The sequence below is a fragment of the Legionella stuttgartensis genome (genome assembly GCF_977063405.2).
Window position 1 is genome coordinate 1 of record NZ_CDRUHA020000005.1, and the last position, 16,083, is coordinate 16,083.

The following is a 16,083-nucleotide window of genomic DNA, read 5'->3' on the forward strand; positions in this document are numbered from 1 at the left end:
CGTAGTTTCACTACGTTGTCAGAGAGGCTTTATTAACTCTCGTAGGTTCATCTGACGACACAAATGGTTTTCGGAATTTCTTCCGATTAACAACTCAAAACAGCGACTTTTCTTGTCGCACCACACCCCTCGCAATGTTTATTGCTTAAAACATTTTATTATTATTCAATAACTTACGTGAAGATGAGCATTTTTAAATCTGCCAACACCTCTGTTTTATATGGGTGTGCATCCACTCTTTAATATTAATCAATAATTTATAAAATATCAACACCTAATCCACACCTAGTAAATGAATAAAAAACCTCTATTAAACAAAGATACACACCTATTCGACCCCTATAATTAAATGATATAATTATTCTCAACTAGCCAAAATCAGTGCACTGAACCTGTATTATAAATTTAAAAGAGGATTTTATGCCCAAGGCCTATTGTTATTTAAATCAAAAAATTATTGATCAGCTCGAATCCATTAAAAAAGATGAAGGGCATGATTCATCGTCTCAAACAATGAAAGAAATGATTGAATTAGGAATAAAGGTTTATCTCCATAATAAAGATAATCCAGTGATAAGCGAGGATGAAAAAAGACGCTTAGAAAAAGAAGAAGAGTTAAATCGTCAACACACGACCCATCTTTTAAGATTGCTGGGAATAAGTGCTGATATTTTTCGTTGTGTTTATGATAAAAACAAACTTCAAAGTGATTCGAATAATGCCGAAGAACATATCGCAGAACTGAAGAAAAAGGTAGATAATTTCATTGAAGGATTTATCAATAATTAAGTTATAAAAAATAGTACTTGCCGTTAAATTGAAAGTAATAAAGATAATTTTTACTCTAAAAATTTTACCTAGAATCGAACATTAATTGTTTTAATTGGAAATAGGTAGTTAATCCAATTAAAGTAAATGCCCCTAATGAAATAGCTAAACTACCATAATAAAATAGTTCATTTCCCTTGGGAAAATGAACTATTTGGTCAATATATTCGATAAATAAAAAATACAATAACCAAATCAAAACCAACGAAAACGCTAATCCATTTTTTACATCATAATAAAAACAATGAATACGACTTAATATTGCTAAAATTATAAAAAACGGGAGCGATATAAAATAAAAAAACATTTGCATTCCAGATGGCTCATAAGCAACCTGTAATAGGTTGTTCATTTTGGTGGAACAAGCTACTAATACATAGACATAAATAAGGTAGAATGATGATCCATTTATCAATATTAGAGAGATTATTCCACACATTTTTTTCATATAAAAATTCCCATGCTCAATCAATTAAAGATATTTTAATATATTTCCATTTCTTCTCGCTGAAGGGTTTTCAATTTATCAATTGAATTGTTTTTAATTTCAGGAGTTTCAAGGTTCATTTGTCGTGAAATGGTATCAAGACACTTCTTAATTTGATCTTGATTCAAATCTGTTTTATTGGGGCTTCCAATCAGTTTATCGACACTAACTGCTTTATTTAATGTATCAACTACTTCTTGTATCCCTCCGATTTTAATCACATCATTAAAGTCTTTTTGACGCAGCGGAATGGCAATTTCTATGGTTTTTCCATGCTGTTTCAATCGTTCAATGGTTTGAATAATTACCCTGTCCTCTTTAATGGGTTTTCCATCATTATCCATGCAAATGACTATTTTATCGGTGAGCAAAGCCATATCGATATTTACAAAATTTTCTTTCCCTAGTGTCGCTATAACGCGTTCATTTTGAACTGCATCCCTGATGCTTAGTCCTGTTTCTACACCTTCTGCGATATAGGTGACACTTTCATGTCCTTTCCCCTCATTTAATATGACTCCAGCGCCTGCTTTTATTCCATAAGATTTCTTAGGCTTTATCTTCATAATTGCTTGATTCGCTGTGTCATTATCCAGATATACTGCTTCAACGCAGGCCACTTTATTGTCTTTGTCCCGCGCAATATTCAATAGTGCTGGCCTGTAGCGAACTTCTTCGGTATCTTTAGTATAAACATGGGGATGAAAGCGAATATTTTCTCCAGACACATTATGAATCTTTCTGATTTCTTTTAAATACCGCTCTGCTATTGTACCTGATATGGGTTTAGATTCTCTCGCTAATTGCAGCCCATAATCTGATGTTTTTCTTTTCTTATCAGAATCGATTGCTTGAATCTTATTAGGGTTTTTGCTTGCTAATTTAATACGTTCTTTTAAGTCATCACCTGTGAATTTGGCAGCATATTCAAGACTTTCTTTAAAATTTAGATTTAATGTTTTTTGAATCAAATGAAGCATGTTTCCTTTTTCCTTTGTTTCAAAGTTATGCCAAACTCCTCTTTTTTCTCCACTTAAACAGATGCTTAAGCTGCCTTTAGTACCATATCGATATTCTGTTTTTGACGAAAGCGCTCTATTGGGCTCTCCAAGTAGTGATTCAATCACGAGCTCAGCCTGGTCGGATAAGTTTTGTGACAGCATATTCGCATCATAGCGAGGTTCCTGGTTCTTTATTTTGGGCATACCATGCATTGGCTTGAGTGATTTTGGTTGCTCATTGGGCGTTTTGGACTTCATTGGGGTATGCAGGAGGCCAAGCGATTCCAATGCAGAAGTTTTTTCAGGAGTAACACGAAGTTGTTTTCGTAGTTTTTTATGATCGTCCGTATAAATCATGGCATGCAAGGAACCTCGCGTTACCATGATATAAAATGAACGCAGATGGTTTACTTGAGCATTTTTAGTTTCAGCAACTCCAATAACAAATGGGGATGAAGCCCCTTGAATTGAATAACTGGTAGCAGTATAACTATAATCCCAATGGGAATCCTTCATCTGTTTTTTTTCCAGAACGTGCGCCACGCCACTACTGTCTTTTACGGTAAATGACTCATCGTTTACCTCCGTCACCTGCACCCTTTCATTAGCGAAACGTCCCAAAGTCTTATCAGATTTTTTAAAATGAATTTTTTCACCCACCGAAACTCTTCCTGGCATGGATTGAAACAATTCAATCTTCCAGTCTTTATTTTCTTTTTCAGGAACAAAGAGGCATTTATTTCCTTTCGTATCATTTAATACCACTACTTTCGCTGCCTCATCTACCGAAACTACTTTGAAATAGTGCTCTCCTTTCTTTAAAAAATACTCTTCTTTCTTTTTTAAGCAATCCCGATACGTTTCACAATAATAAAGCTCTGCAGTGGTGTAATTCGTGCTTAGTAGCCGCGGGAACTCTTTGTTTTCAAGGCCTATGGTAGACTCTTTCATCAGTGCATTTCTAATCAGACCATTTGCAACTTCCCTTTTTTTATTTTCATGAATGATAACAATGGTGCTATCACGGCATGCTGGTGTCCGTGATAAATGGGTCTTGGGGAGTAATGGAACGGTCAACCGACTTAAGGATTATTAGGATCTCTTAGTGATCTTAGTTTTCCATTTTTACTTCATCAGACATCTAAGAACCTTGCTCGAGCAGTTGCTTTTTCTGACCTACCCCCTAAATTAGCACCAATTCATTGATGAGATTTGCTTTCCTCTTCGTCCTTACTTAATTGCGTTAGTGCCCCCAACTCACGCATAATTCGCATTCCACCTAAAAAGACGAACTTAATCCCTTTTGCCGATTTTATGATTGCGTAATAATTTCTCAGAAACGCCTTTAAAAACCTGTATTATCAGGGTAGACCATTAATTTATAAAAGACTAACATTTAGCGAATTTTATTCGCTAAACTAGAAGGAAAGCGAACTGTCCGCATTTGGAGGAGTCATGCCTTACCAATTTGTAAGAGAACCACTTCGAGCTGAGGAAGCAGATCAACTGTGTCAGGCATGTGAGTCAATGCTTGAAAAGCTGATTATTTGGATTTTAATTGATACTGGTCTGCGAGTATCAGAGTTATGTTCACTTACTTCACAAGATATTTTGTGGCAACAAAAATCACTGCGTATTTCAGGAAAAGGGGGCCCTTATGGTAAAAAATCAAAAAAACGAGTTGTTCCTATGTCTAACCGTGTACGGGCGTTACTTGAGCATTACTATGCGATTAATGAGCGCTTCCCTATTGGAGCAAGGCAAGTCCAAAAGATAGTAAAAGAAATTGCCAATAAGGCAAAAATCACTAAACAAGTGACGCCACACATTCTACGGCATACCTTTGCAACTTTAGCGCTGCAAAAAGGAATTTCATTGGCCTCAGTACAAAAAGCATTGGGGCATGACCGTTTGGAAACGACGGCTATTTATCTTAATTTTACTGACGCTCATGTTATAGAAGAATTTAGTGCCAAATGGTAAGTGCTTAGTTAAAGATCGCTTATCTGTTCTTTATTCCAAGGTAAATGCGCATATCCTTTTATAATATTGGGAGGAAATATAGGATACTTAATCACAGAAAAAAATGGCGAATAATCAAAATCACTCGGCGTGAATAAACGAGGATTGCGTCTGACAAGCTCTATGTGATGTTTATTTCCCTCGTGAATAAAAGGCAAAATGGGATAGTGTACCGACTGAAACGCATCGGCAATCATTGATGAGCAAATATCTTCTGTAGGTTGCATGGCATTGTGCTGAAATAGGGTTGAACGCCATTTTCTAGGGAAAATTCCCCAGGGAAATAAAAAACGCGCCAAATCGAATACATGTCGCACATCATAATTTTTACCCAAACGGTTGAGCGCATAAATCACAACTCGAGATACATCCTCTTGGGCTAACCATTCTGGCCTTACAATACGAAGATGGTCATCTTTGTATTTATCGAGTGGAGAAATAATAGTTCCTAGCCCCAGCTCGCTTTCTACCAAAAGCTGTTTATCGGGTGGGCCATCATAGTGTGTTTTAATGAGCTTCTGCAAAGAGTGTTCCTGAATGTCTTGCAAACGTCCTATATATAATGCGGCATGAGACCAAGGGCTTTGAGTCACATGTCGAATCATGCGGCTGATTCGGCTTCTTCCTTCCACCAAAAGCACATCGACAGGACGTATTTTGTCGCATAGTTTATTAAAATCACACAAATAGGCTCTTTGAGGTGGTGCTTGTCGTGATAACAAGCCACCGATTTTTTCAATAAACCACTCGCTCCAGCGTCCAGTCATGCTATTACTCTGAGTTTCAATTGCCATCTCCTCCCATTTCATTAGGCAACAGGTATTGATTTCTACTTAAATAAATTTTCGCAAGCTTTGGAAAAAAAGGCGCCAATTTGCTGATGAAATCGTAAGCCATGATGAGTGCGCCTAAAGCAAAAACTACATCACCTGGAAGGCGCAACCATTGCCATAATAACGTGGTATTATAAAACTCAAGACTCCTGGCATGAGCAAAGCCATGCTCATACACATCCATTAATTGAGCCCATCCTATAGGGAAGAAGTTCAGAACAATCCACAATAAAAGCCCTAGATTATAGAGCCAAAATGCCCAGGTACCCAAACGGTCACTCCAAGGTAAACGTTTTCCTGCCGCATAACGCAAACAAAAATAAATCAGTCCAAGGCCCAGTAAGCCAAATGCACCAAATAAAGCCGTATGCGCGTGATTGAGCGTTAAAAAAGTACCATGCTCATAATAATTTACCAATGGTGCATTGAGTGTTCCCCCACCAAAGACTCCCGCGCCAACAAAATTCCAAAAGGAGGCACCTAGCACATAAAGATAGGCTAAATTATAAGTAAAATCACCCTGGCGTTTTATCAACTGCCGATGTTCAATTGCATCAATAATAAGAAGCACTAAGGGCAATACCTCAATAAAGGAAAACATGGAACCAAGCGGCACCCAAATATCGGGCGTACCAGTCCAATACCAATGATGTCCTGTACCAACTACTCCACCTAAGAAAATAAGAATGGTTTCAAAATACATGGTTCGTTCTGCAAGAGCACGCGATACCAAGCCGGTGCCCATTAACAGATAAGCAGTTGCGCACGCTGCAAAAAATTCAAAGGATTGTTCAACCCAAAGATGAACGACCCACCAACGCCAAAAATCAGTAATGGTAAATGATTTTTCAATGCCGGTTAACGGAATCATCCCAAAGCAATACAATACAGCAACGTTGGCGGTGCTGGCCCAAAATAAATGTTCCAGACGAATTCTGCCCGTCCAAAATTGTACTGTGGCTTTTTTAACAGCACTCCATTGGGGCCACATACCGCGAAATACAATAAAACTCCACAAAAACAATCCCAGACAAAACCCAATTTGCCATAAACGACCCAGTTGCAAATAAGAAAGTCCCTGATTGCCAATCCAAAACCAGTACTGATTGACGTACCCCATAATTCCTAAATAATCACCAATTAAGGCGCCACCCACAACAAAGAGCGTCACCCAAAATAAAACGCTGACTAAAAATCCCTGGCCTTTCGCTTCCTTTTTGCTGATGATGGGTGCTATAAACACTGCCGCACTTATCCAGGACAGCGCAATCCAGACTATGGGCGTTTGTATGTGCACATCGCGCAGGAAGTTAAAGGGTAAATAGTCATTAATTGCGATGCCATAAAACCCCTCGCGCTCAGAATAGTAATGCGCCATAATAGCGCCTACTCCGATTTGAATGAGTAAAATCACTGCGACGACCAGGAAATACTGGCCCACTTTACGCTGACTTGATGTCAGTGGTTTAAAATGCATAAATAGCGGTGTTCTGGGAGAATTATCTGGCACACTTAGATAGCGATGATAAATATATAAAATGGCGCCAAAGCCTAAAAACACAAAACAAAAGGAAACCCACGTCCAGTAAAACGTAGCTGGGGTTGGGCTATTCCCCATACTGGGCTCATAAGGCCAATTGTTAGTATAGGAGCTGTTTTGTCCTGGCCGATGAGCAATGGTGGTCAGTGAGGAATAAATCAGGAACTCTGCTGTGCGCAATGCGCTTTGCTCATCGAGACTATAGGCTTTAGTCCAGCCTTTTTTGGCATCATGATTCAATAATGTTGAGGCAATTTCTTGTTTTAATTGTCCGATTGAGTCAGCAACATATTGCGACAAAACACTGATTGGCGCGCTTAAATCCGTATTCTGTAATTCACGCTGCATGGTTTTTCGAGCTAAATACTGCTCTTCTTCGGACAAAGCGGCAAATGATTTACCATAGCGTGCTTGCGCTATTTTTTCTTCAACAAGTCGTCCTAAACGCAGCAAATTGGTTGCTGTGTAATCTTCACCAAAATAAGAGCCCATACCATACAAACTGCCATAATCCATCAAATCAGCTCGTTGAAATCCCGCTTTGCCTGCAACAATGTCATCTTCAGTCATCACCACATAGCCTGATTGAGTTTGAAATTGTTGCGGTAGGGGTGGCGCAAGTTGGTAGGTTTTATAAGTACCCCATATGAGCACCATAAAGCAAAGCAGTGCAGTGAACAATAAAATCCATTTTAAAACCAGAGCTACTGGGTCGTTTGTTTCCTGGGCATATTCCGTTATGGTTTTCTTATTTTGAGTCATTGTTTCATTCCATGAAATTACGTGTCGATTTCTTAAAATTAGTGCTTATAAAAATACATCACTTAAGATAGCCTGAGAAGGCACGCCAGCAAGAAAAATCTGTTTTTTCAACTTATCAGTAGTGTCTTTAGGGCCACAGACATAAACTCGTGTCTCTTTTGGCTGATTTAAATGCATTAACGCGCGTTGTTCAATAGACGCTTCAGGATATCGTCCCTGACTTTGAAGTACGCACGCGTCATACACAAAAGAAGGAAACAACAGCGACAGCATTTCCAGCTCTTCTTTGTAGTAAATATCTTCATCAGCAAGGCCGCCATGAACTAAGGTGATGGTTCCTTGATGTTTGTTGCTTAATGCGCTTTTAATAATGGCAATAAGGGGCGCAAGTCCAGTTCCAGTTCCTGCCAGCAACATATTAAAAGCCAATTGCTCTGGGTTATAGTAGAAACAGCGTCCAAAGGGACCTCTTAGCTTCACCTCGGCATGTTTTGTTGCTTTGTTCGCTAGCCATTGCCCCATGCTTCCACCTGGATAAATTTTAACGTGTAATTCAATAAACCCCTCTTGCTCAGGAATGTTGGCGATGGAATAACTGCGTATTGTGCCTTCTGGATTAATGAGACTCAGGTATTGACCAGGAATCCAATGCTCTAAATCATCCACGTGAAGTTTTACTTGCATCACATTGTAATTCAATGCGTTGATATCGATGATTTGTGCGTTCACTTCACATTCAGTGCTTTCAGGAGTTAACACCTCCAGTGGCGTTTCAGGCTTTGCAAGACAAGCTAGAAAATAACCTTGCGCTTTAAGCGTTTCAGGTAATCCTTCTTGCCAGGCAGGGTTAATCTCCCCATCTTTGACTTTAATTAAGCAAGACTGACAAATGCCTGCCTGACACGAATTAGGATAATCAACCTCATGACGCAGTAAACAGTGCAACACGCTTTCTTGAGGCTCTATGGAGTAGGATTGATTATTAAATGCAACCGTACTCATGATGAGCGCCCCAAAACGTCATTACGAACGCTGTTAGCAATAGCGGCGACTTGATTAATATCCTCCGCATTTGCTCCTAATTCAGAAAGTGTTGCACCCAGATGCTCAATCACAATATCCACATGTGTATCATTTAGTCCGCGCTTGACCAGGTGAGCATGTCCTTCGCGCATGTTTTTTCCACTGTAGTGATTGGGCCCACCAAATGCCATGGTTAAAAATCCCTTTTGCTTTAGAATTTGTTGTTCCATATCAATATCATCAAAAAAATGACTGACTCGCTCATCGGTTAACATTTTGCGATAGAAAATATCAACCGCCGCATTGACTGCGCTTTGACCTCCCAAACGTTCAAACAATGACTCTGACATGGTGACTCCTTTAAAGATATATTTGCAATGCATCTTATAAAAAGAAATAATCACAGTCAATAACCTAATCAGGAATTCATGATGCAACTCACCCAATTTACCGATTATTCATTACGTGCTCTGATTTACATCGTACTTAGAAAAGAATCTTGTACCATTAAAGACATCACTGAAGCGTATGGCATATCGAGCCATCATATGGTTAAAATCATTCATAATTTAGCCAAACTTAAACTGATTAAAACCATTCGCGGGAAAAATGGCGGTATTTTAATGGCCGCTCAACCTGAAACCATTAATTTAGGCCAACTAATCGTCCAATTGGAGCCTCATTTTGATTTGGTGCCTTGTTTTAATAAAGAAAAAGCAAACTGCTGTATTGCTCCAGTGTGCAAATTAAAGAGTGTCTTGCATGAAGCGCAAGCCGCTTTTATGAGTGTTTTGGAGCGTTACACCTTAGCGGATGTAGTCACTAATAAGGCAGAGCTGTCTGTATTATTAAACATAAAACCATTAGAGAAGTAAGGCCTTATCGGGAGCAATAGGCCAGGAGTGCAAAACAGCTTGCAAAATACGTGCGTGATTATGTTTTGGGTCTTTTGCGGCATAAAACAAAGTAACAGAGGCGTCTTTTGTCATTTCCAGGATTTGCTCTATCAAAGTACTTTTATTGATTAATTCTTCAATATAGCAATCAATAAATTCGCCCCATCGCTTTTCAATATCCCCGTGAAACCATTGTCTTAACGCGACACTTGGCGTGATGTCTTTTAACCACAAATCAAAAGCCAATGTTTCTTTTTTGAGGCCACGGGGCCAGAGTCTATCAATCAAAATCCATGCTCCTTCTTTAATCGGTGGAGGAGCATAGACGCGGCAAATCTGAATCGTATTTCGATGAGTAGAACTCATGACATTCCTTGTTATAGACTATGCATTACCCCGGTTTTTGCGCAAGTAACATACCAAACACACCGGGTATCTGCTTTCCAGATGCATCTTGTTTATGCAAATGCCCCACTGATTCTTTATATTCCAGTATAGACCATCCAGTATCTTGATAAAGATGATAGAGCTCTTCTTTATGGGGCAGGTACGTGAAAAAATCTGGCAATGGGTAGAGTTCTGATTGAATGGGGAAAACCAAGAAATGATACCCATTCTTATTGGTTGCTTCTTGGAGCTCTGTAAGCAAGGAGGGGATACGTTCCGAATTTAAGAACTGCAGTGTGACGGTTGAAAACACGAAATCAAAATGTTCCACACCAAGCGCTAAGGGTTGATTTAAATCGTGCAGTTGAGTGGACACCTTGCTCAAATCTTCATTTTGAGCAATTTCCTGAATTGTCTCTAGCGATGCTTGATTGTTATCTATTCCGGTAATGTGATGCCCCATGTTGGCTAAATACAATAAATTCCTTCCAGAGCCACAGCCTACATCGAGAATAGATGCTTCTTGCAGATGATGTAAGTAAGTCTGATAAACATACACTAAGTCGCTTTGTACAGCACTTAGACCGTATTTTTTATTGAAGTAGCGATGAGGCATGCAGTAAAACTTAAGTGTTGCCTTAAATGATTCACTGACAGGAATAACTTTATGCCATGCCGCTGGTGGAATCTGAAGCTCGGGATGCTTGTGATCGATGCGCGTGCGTGAACACTCTTGTCCCTGGCCATTTAAGAATGCAAAATCAATCGCTCCTTCATGCAGAGAAAGCCTTCCCCATGTGCCTTCTTTGGTGCTGTGTTTTTCTAAGAAAAACTTCAGTTTTCCATGGCTGTCAATGTCGGTTCGTTTATAGCACAGTAACTCATTGTATTCTGATGACATGATGCATCCTTTATATTCTTGATTATTGGCCCTGTGATTCCGTGTTGTTTGCATTATCGATGTATTCTGGTTTCAATTGAGTTAACAACGTTTTGCCATTGACCAACTTATCTGCTAATTGATGGTTTACATCACGATGCTCCACTTCATCGTCTCGCACCACTAAAAGCACGTCTCGCAACCTGGCATCAGCAGCAAGCCCCCAATAGTGTTTGGCAACATCAGGTGCAGGAACATTCTCAATACGTCCTTCATCCAACTCCTGTAAATAATGGGTGTAACTGATCACGGCTTCTTCTTCAAGATAACCAACAAAACGATGTGCTGTTTTTGAAGAACAAACATACATCAGCAGATACAACACCACAAAAATAGCTTGTGCCGTAAAAATAATAAAGCGCTCAAACCAGTTGGGTTTGGCAATGTACATAAAGGTAATCAAATGCATCCGTTCATTATCTGCTTCATCCAGTAAAATTTTAATCCAGCCCTCGTCGTTTTTAATTTTTCTTAGGCAGCGCAAATGCAGCAAAGCAGCACCGACCATACCAGGAACAGCTGCTACCGTTTCCAGCACAATGGCTCGATTTCCATAGCGTTTTTGAAAAAAAGTATCTGCGAAAAATCGGAAAAACTTTACCAGACCAAAGGCAATTTTATCACTGATGGTTTGGGCAGGCCTATGAGTTACTGGCATGATGTGCTCCTTTATGGTGATATAAGATATATTATATTAAAGGTGTATTTTAAATGCAACTTTAATATAACTGATTGTCTTGGGATTACAGGTGATGATTCGCTCGATGAATACGGCATTCAATCTCGTTTAAAAATTATAATACTTTGATTAGTAAAGACTTTATAAATTAGCAGTTCTTGACTGAGACCGCCTCATCTTCATAAGATGTATTTTAAATATTTTTATAGGTTGACATGATGAGAATACATTGGCTGTCAATTGCCGCACTCCTATGGGCAGGGATGATACTCGGTATTTCTTTTTTAGAAAGCTGGGTAAAATTTAAAACCCCTACTCTTGGCAAATTAGTGGGATTAGAAGTTGGGCGAACCGTGTTTCGCTCCTTTCAACAGGTGCAGTTAGTTTTTCTTATCCTAATAATTGCGTTGTATGTTTTCCACGTCCACACTGTGTTAGACAATGTATTATTGGGAGTTCTCATCAGTGTTGCAATACTGCAAGTCTTTTGGGTATTTCCAATACTCTGTCAACGAATTGATGATTTAGCAACAGGCAAGAAATTACCTCATTCTTATGCTCATGTAATGTATGGTATCGGAGAGGTAATCAAATTTATTGTACTTTTAGTATTCGGGATGACGGGGTATTAAATAATACGCTCCTGGATTGTCATCAGTGACACTGTAAATAGACCTATTTCTTTATATTTTTTATATGATGAAAATAAAATACGGAGCTTTAGTCAATGCAAGCAGCATTTCGTTTTTTAATTATTGAAGAATCCATGGCCTCGCGCATTGTGATTCGCGATCAATTTACTCGTTTAAATCAACACATAGATTTAGTATCCACAATAGAAGAAGCACTAGAGCGAATTGCCTCCGCGTTTTACGATATGATTTTAGTCGATAGTCGTTTTTATCATGAATTGATAACGATGGACTTTAAATCCTTAATCCCAGAGCAAAATAAAATGACGCTTCGTTCATTAATCGGCATCATGACGAACCAGGCAATCGATTTATCTCATCAACAGTCACTTGAAGATTATCTGTATTTTGCTAAGCCGTTTTCATCAGAAAAGACAATTCAAATCATTGATTATCTTAAAGTGATTATGGAGGCTAAACATGAATAAGTATGCCTTTATTTTTAGAATTTCAGGCTGATCAATAATACTCCAAAACAAAATACATCGAAGTTGATTTTGTTGACCAACCGTCAGAATGACCAATGATATTTTAGGTTTGTTAATGGGTTTTTAAAGAAGTCATACTAAATTTATGGAGGTTAGTTGTTGATGTTGGCAATTTAATTTGTATGTTTACAATTTGGTTCTTTGACATGTGTTGCAAAAAATCTAAGTTTTACAACACGCATTTATAATGAGATGTTATGCCTGTTGACTTTCTTTCTCCTGCTCAGCGTGAAAACTATGGCAGGTACCCTAATGACTTAGCACCAGAATTTATCGCTAATTATTTTTTTCTCGATGATCAAGATAGGGAATGGATAAGAAATAAACGAGGAGCATTTAGTCGGTTAGGTTATGCTCTTCAATTAACTACGGCTAGATTTGTTGGCACTTTTTACAGTGATTTGACTGAAATTCCTTATAAAATCATTGAGCGGATTGCCACCCAAATTAATGTAGCCGATATTCAGAATTCTCTTGAGCGTTATCAGAAAAGTGAACAACGATGGCGGCATACTGTTGAAATAAGAACACGTTATGGGTTTACAGAATTTAATGAAGAAGGTATTCGTTTTAAGTTGGGCCGGTGGCTATATGCTTTATTTTGGACTGGAACAGATAGGCCAGGATTATTATTTGAGCAAACCGTGTTATGGCTTATAAACAATAAAGTTTTATTGCCAGGAATAACAACAGTAGAACGATTTATTGCTGAAATTCGTAGTAGAATGGATACGCGCTTATGGCGATCATTGATTAAAAATTTAACTAACGACCAGACAGAAAAACTTAATAATTTACTATTGGTGGCAGAGAAGCAACGCCAATCATTACTTGATATTCTTCGCAAAGGCCCTGTAAGAGCAAGTAGTAAGACATTGGTTAAAGCACTAAAACGTATTGAAATGGCGCGCGAACTAAGCATTGTATTACCTAAGCGGTTACCTGAGGGTAGAGTATCTGTTCTTTCTCGCTTTGCTAATACTGCAAAGACAACCGCTATAAGCCGCCTTTCTTATGAAAGAAAGATGGCAACTTTAGTTGCTTTTGCTCATCATTTTGAAGCTACGGCACAAGATGATGCTCTTGATATATTATCTATTGTCTTAAGTGAGCTATTTTCCAAAGCAAAACGTACTAATCATAAAACGAGGTTACGAACAATTAAAGATTTAGACTCTGCTGCAGCGACATTGATTGATGCCTGCAAAGTTGTTTTAGATAACAATCTTACTGATCAAGAGGTTCGGAGTAAAATCTTCAATATCGTTGGATATGAAGAATTAATAATCGCTGTTACCGAAGTAAATGCGCTAATTCAACCGCCAGATGATGTTTTTTATCGCGAACTCGAGGATAAAGAACAAACAATTAAAAACTTTTTACCTTCTCTTCTTCGTGTTATTCACTTTGACAGCAATGAAGCAGGAAAACCTATTATCCAGGCGCTTGATTGGTTAAAAAGTAAATCAAAAAAAGAAGCGCCAATGGATTTAGTCAGTAAAACATGGAAACGATATATTCATGATAAAGAAAATCAGTTCAATAAAACTGCGTATATTTTCTGTGTTCTTGATAAATTACAAGGAGCGTTGAAACGCCGCGATCTCTTTATTAGCCCAAGTTGGCGTTATTCTGATCCTAGAGCCAATCTTCATGGAGGAACAGAGTGGGAGGCCATACGCCCAGTGATTTGTCGTTCTTTAAACTTAACAAATGAACCACATGGTTATTTACAGGAGTTTGTTAATGAATTAGATGAAACATATAAATTGGTGGCTAAAAATTTTGATAATAACCCTTTTATAAGATTCGATCTGATTAAAGGCAGTGAAGAACTTATTCTAACCCAATTAGACAAGTTAGATGAGCCTGAATCACTAAAACTGTTGCGCAGTGAAGTTAAATCCAGACTCCCTCGTGTAGATTTACCCGAAGTATTGCTGGAAATTGCTAAGCGAACTAACTTCATTTCAGCATTTACTCATATTAATGAAGGGAATGCTCGGGCTGTTGATTTAGAAATCAGTATTTGTGCTGTTTTACTTGCCCAGGCGTGCAATACTGGTCTTGAACCTTTTGTAAGAGAGGATATTCCAGCATTAAAAAGAGATCGTTTGATATGGGTTGATCAAAATTATATTCGCGATGAGACGATAACTGCATCCAACGCCATATTAGTTGCCGCACAAAACCAGAGTAAATTAGCGAAAAAATGGGGCGGTGGAGATATAGCCTCTGCTGATGGAATGCGTTTTGTTGTACCTGTCCGTTCTTTGCATGCAGCTCCAAATCCAAAGTACTTTAATCAAGGACGCGGAGTCACCTGGTATAATTTACTTTCAAATCAAAGAACTGGTTTGAATGATGTTACAGTGCCAGGAACTTTGCGAGACAGTTTGATTCTATTGGGAGTAGTGCTAGAACAACAAACAGAGTTAAAACCAACTCGCATCATGACAGATACGGGTGCTTACAGTGATATTGTATTTGGTCTTTTTCGTCTCTTAGGGTATCGTTTTAGTCCACGATTAGCTGATTTGGGAGATGCTCGTTTTTGGCGAGTTGATCCACTGGCAGACTATGGCAAACTCAATATTCTTGCTAAACATCGTGCAAATCTTGAGCGCATTATTCCTCATTGGGACGATGTGCTGCGTTTGGTTGGATCTTTAAAACTTGGCCGAGTACCCGCAACAGGGATTATGAGAACTCTTCAGGTGGGTGACAAACCCACAAGATTAGCACAAGCCATTGCTGAAATTGGGCGCATAGATAAGACCATTCATATGCTTAACTATATTCATGATGAATCGTGTCGCCGTAGTACTTTATTACAACTAAATTTGACAGAGGGCAGACACAGCTTGGCGCGTTCTGTTTTTCACGGAAAAAGAGGAGAACTTCACCAACGATATCGCGAAGGACAAGAAGATCAACTAGGAGCATTAGGATTAGTGCTTAATGTTCTGGTTCATTGGAATACTATTTATATGGATGCCACGTTAGATCAGCTAAAGAACGATAACTTTCCTGTGAATGAAGAAGATGAAGTGAGGCTATCACCATTTGCAAAAGCACATTTTAATATGCTTGGCCGATATTCATTCTCTATGTCTGATGAAGTAAAAGATGGAAAATTAAGATCACTAAGAGATCCTAATAATCCTTAAGTCGGTTAGCCGTTCCATTACTCCCCAAGCCCCATATTAGAATATCTGTATAGGGAAAACCCATCAATGAATGCCTTTTTCGGCCATTATTTTGAACTAAAACGAGTCAACATGGAAATAAGAACAGTAGCTTTTGAATCTGAGTTAATTATTACTTTGGAGAACAATCAAAAGGTGGTGATTACCCCTTTTAAAACCCATGAACCTGGAAATTTCAAACTGGGAATTGATGCGCCTAAACAGGTGACTGTGAACAGGCAAGAAATTTATTTAAGAAAACAGGAACAGTTAAAGAAAGAGAATACATTAACTGACTCCTAATGGTTTTTGTTATA

Annotated in this window: 16 protein-coding genes; 7 read left to right on the top strand and 9 right to left on the bottom strand. The window is 38.5% G+C overall.

Annotated features, from left to right (window positions below; all coding sequences use genetic code 11):
* Positions 1-420 precede the first annotated feature (420 nt).
* Positions 421-789 carry a hypothetical protein gene (locus ACWTEW_RS01625; RefSeq protein ID WP_042238349.1) on the top strand — a complete coding sequence of 123 codons (369 nt, stop codon included), beginning with the start codon at positions 421-423 and terminating at the stop codon, positions 787-789.
* 64 nt (positions 790-853) lie between these two features.
* On the opposite strand, the gene ACWTEW_RS01630 is transcribed toward ACWTEW_RS01625, so the two are convergent.
* Entirely contained in the window at positions 854-1,276 is a 423-nt protein-coding gene (locus tag ACWTEW_RS01630) for a hypothetical protein (RefSeq protein ID WP_058478483.1), read from the bottom strand.
* A 35-nt stretch (positions 1,277-1,311) separates the two neighbouring features.
* On the bottom strand, positions 1,312-3,267 hold the full coding sequence (locus ACWTEW_RS01635; protein WP_454783502.1) for a DUF7146 domain-containing protein: 1,956 nt from the start codon (positions 3,265-3,267) through the stop codon (positions 1,312-1,314).
* Between the two features lie 504 nt (positions 3,268-3,771).
* Here ACWTEW_RS01635 and ACWTEW_RS01640 point away from each other — a divergent pair.
* Positions 3,772-4,299, top strand: a complete 528-nt coding sequence (locus tag ACWTEW_RS01640) for a tyrosine-type recombinase/integrase (protein WP_061504282.1) — start codon at positions 3,772-3,774, stop codon at positions 4,297-4,299.
* 8 nt (positions 4,300-4,307) lie between these two features.
* On the opposite strand, the gene ACWTEW_RS01645 is transcribed toward ACWTEW_RS01640, so the two are convergent.
* Genes ACWTEW_RS01645 through ACWTEW_RS01660 form a run of 4 tightly spaced genes read right to left on the bottom strand, consistent with a single transcriptional unit; the run spans position 4,308 to position 8,846 of the window.
* The gene (locus ACWTEW_RS01645; RefSeq protein WP_172461333.1) at positions 4,308-5,132 is read right to left on the bottom strand and encodes a YiiX/YebB-like N1pC/P60 family cysteine hydrolase; all 825 of its coding nucleotides are present in this window, start codon (positions 5,130-5,132) and stop codon (positions 4,308-4,310) included.
* A complete protein-coding gene (locus tag ACWTEW_RS01650; RefSeq protein WP_061504283.1) occupies positions 5,122-7,473 on the bottom strand; it encodes a nitric-oxide reductase large subunit in 2,352 nt (783 codons plus the stop codon). Before ACWTEW_RS01650 ends, ACWTEW_RS01645 begins: the two co-directional genes overlap by 11 nt.
* Before the next feature lie 45 nt (positions 7,474-7,518).
* Positions 7,519-8,475 carry an FAD-binding oxidoreductase gene (locus ACWTEW_RS01655; protein ID WP_061504284.1) on the bottom strand — a complete coding sequence of 319 codons (957 nt, stop codon included), beginning with the start codon at positions 8,473-8,475 and terminating at the stop codon, positions 7,519-7,521.
* Positions 8,472-8,846: a group I truncated hemoglobin gene (locus ACWTEW_RS01660; RefSeq protein WP_061504285.1), complete on the bottom strand. Its 375-nt coding sequence runs from the start codon at positions 8,844-8,846 to the stop codon at positions 8,472-8,474. The genes ACWTEW_RS01655 and ACWTEW_RS01660 overlap by 4 nt, the downstream gene beginning before the upstream one ends.
* A gap of 81 nt (positions 8,847-8,927) precedes the next feature.
* Here ACWTEW_RS01660 and ACWTEW_RS01665 point away from each other — a divergent pair, with 81 nt between their 5' ends.
* Positions 8,928-9,371: an Rrf2 family transcriptional regulator gene (locus ACWTEW_RS01665; RefSeq protein ID WP_061504286.1), complete on the top strand. Its 444-nt coding sequence runs from the start codon at positions 8,928-8,930 to the stop codon at positions 9,369-9,371.
* Here the strand turns inward: ACWTEW_RS01665 and ACWTEW_RS01670 are convergent.
* Genes ACWTEW_RS01670 through ACWTEW_RS01680 form a run of 3 tightly spaced genes read right to left on the bottom strand, consistent with a single transcriptional unit; the run spans position 9,360 to position 11,377 of the window.
* On the bottom strand, positions 9,360-9,758 hold the full coding sequence (locus ACWTEW_RS01670) for a DUF488 domain-containing protein (RefSeq protein WP_061504287.1): 399 nt from the start codon (positions 9,756-9,758) through the stop codon (positions 9,360-9,362). The two genes, ACWTEW_RS01665 and ACWTEW_RS01670, sit on opposite strands and share 12 nt — an antisense overlap.
* A gap of 25 nt (positions 9,759-9,783) precedes the next feature.
* Positions 9,784-10,680: an SAM-dependent methyltransferase TehB gene (tehB, locus tag ACWTEW_RS01675; protein WP_454783503.1), complete on the bottom strand. Its 897-nt coding sequence runs from the start codon at positions 10,678-10,680 to the stop codon at positions 9,784-9,786.
* A 22-nt stretch (positions 10,681-10,702) separates the two neighbouring features.
* Positions 10,703-11,377 (bottom strand): alternative oxidase, encoded by a 675-nt coding sequence (locus tag ACWTEW_RS01680; protein WP_061504289.1) that lies wholly within the window; start codon positions 11,375-11,377, stop codon positions 10,703-10,705.
* Positions 11,378-11,613: 236 nt separating this feature from the next.
* Between ACWTEW_RS01680 and ACWTEW_RS01685 the strand changes: the two genes are divergently transcribed.
* The 4 genes from ACWTEW_RS01685 (at position 11,614) to ACWTEW_RS01700 (ending at position 16,069) form a co-directional block, all read left to right on the top strand.
* Complete coding sequence (locus ACWTEW_RS01685; protein WP_147285897.1) at positions 11,614-12,030, top strand: hypothetical protein; 417 nt, start codon at positions 11,614-11,616, stop codon at positions 12,028-12,030.
* Positions 12,031-12,125: 95 nt separating this feature from the next.
* A complete protein-coding gene (locus tag ACWTEW_RS01690; RefSeq protein WP_061504291.1) occupies positions 12,126-12,518 on the top strand; it encodes a DNA-binding transcriptional response regulator in 393 nt (130 codons plus the stop codon).
* Positions 12,519-12,775: 257 nt separating this feature from the next.
* The gene (locus tag ACWTEW_RS01695) at positions 12,776-15,748 is read left to right on the top strand and encodes a Tn3 family transposase (RefSeq protein WP_061504292.1); all 2,973 of its coding nucleotides are present in this window, start codon (positions 12,776-12,778) and stop codon (positions 15,746-15,748) included.
* Positions 15,749-15,814: 66 nt separating this feature from the next.
* Positions 15,815-16,069, top strand: coding sequence for a carbon storage regulator (locus ACWTEW_RS01700; protein WP_236715307.1), 255 nt, complete (start codon positions 15,815-15,817; stop codon positions 16,067-16,069).
* The last annotated feature ends 14 nt before the right edge of the window (positions 16,070-16,083 follow it).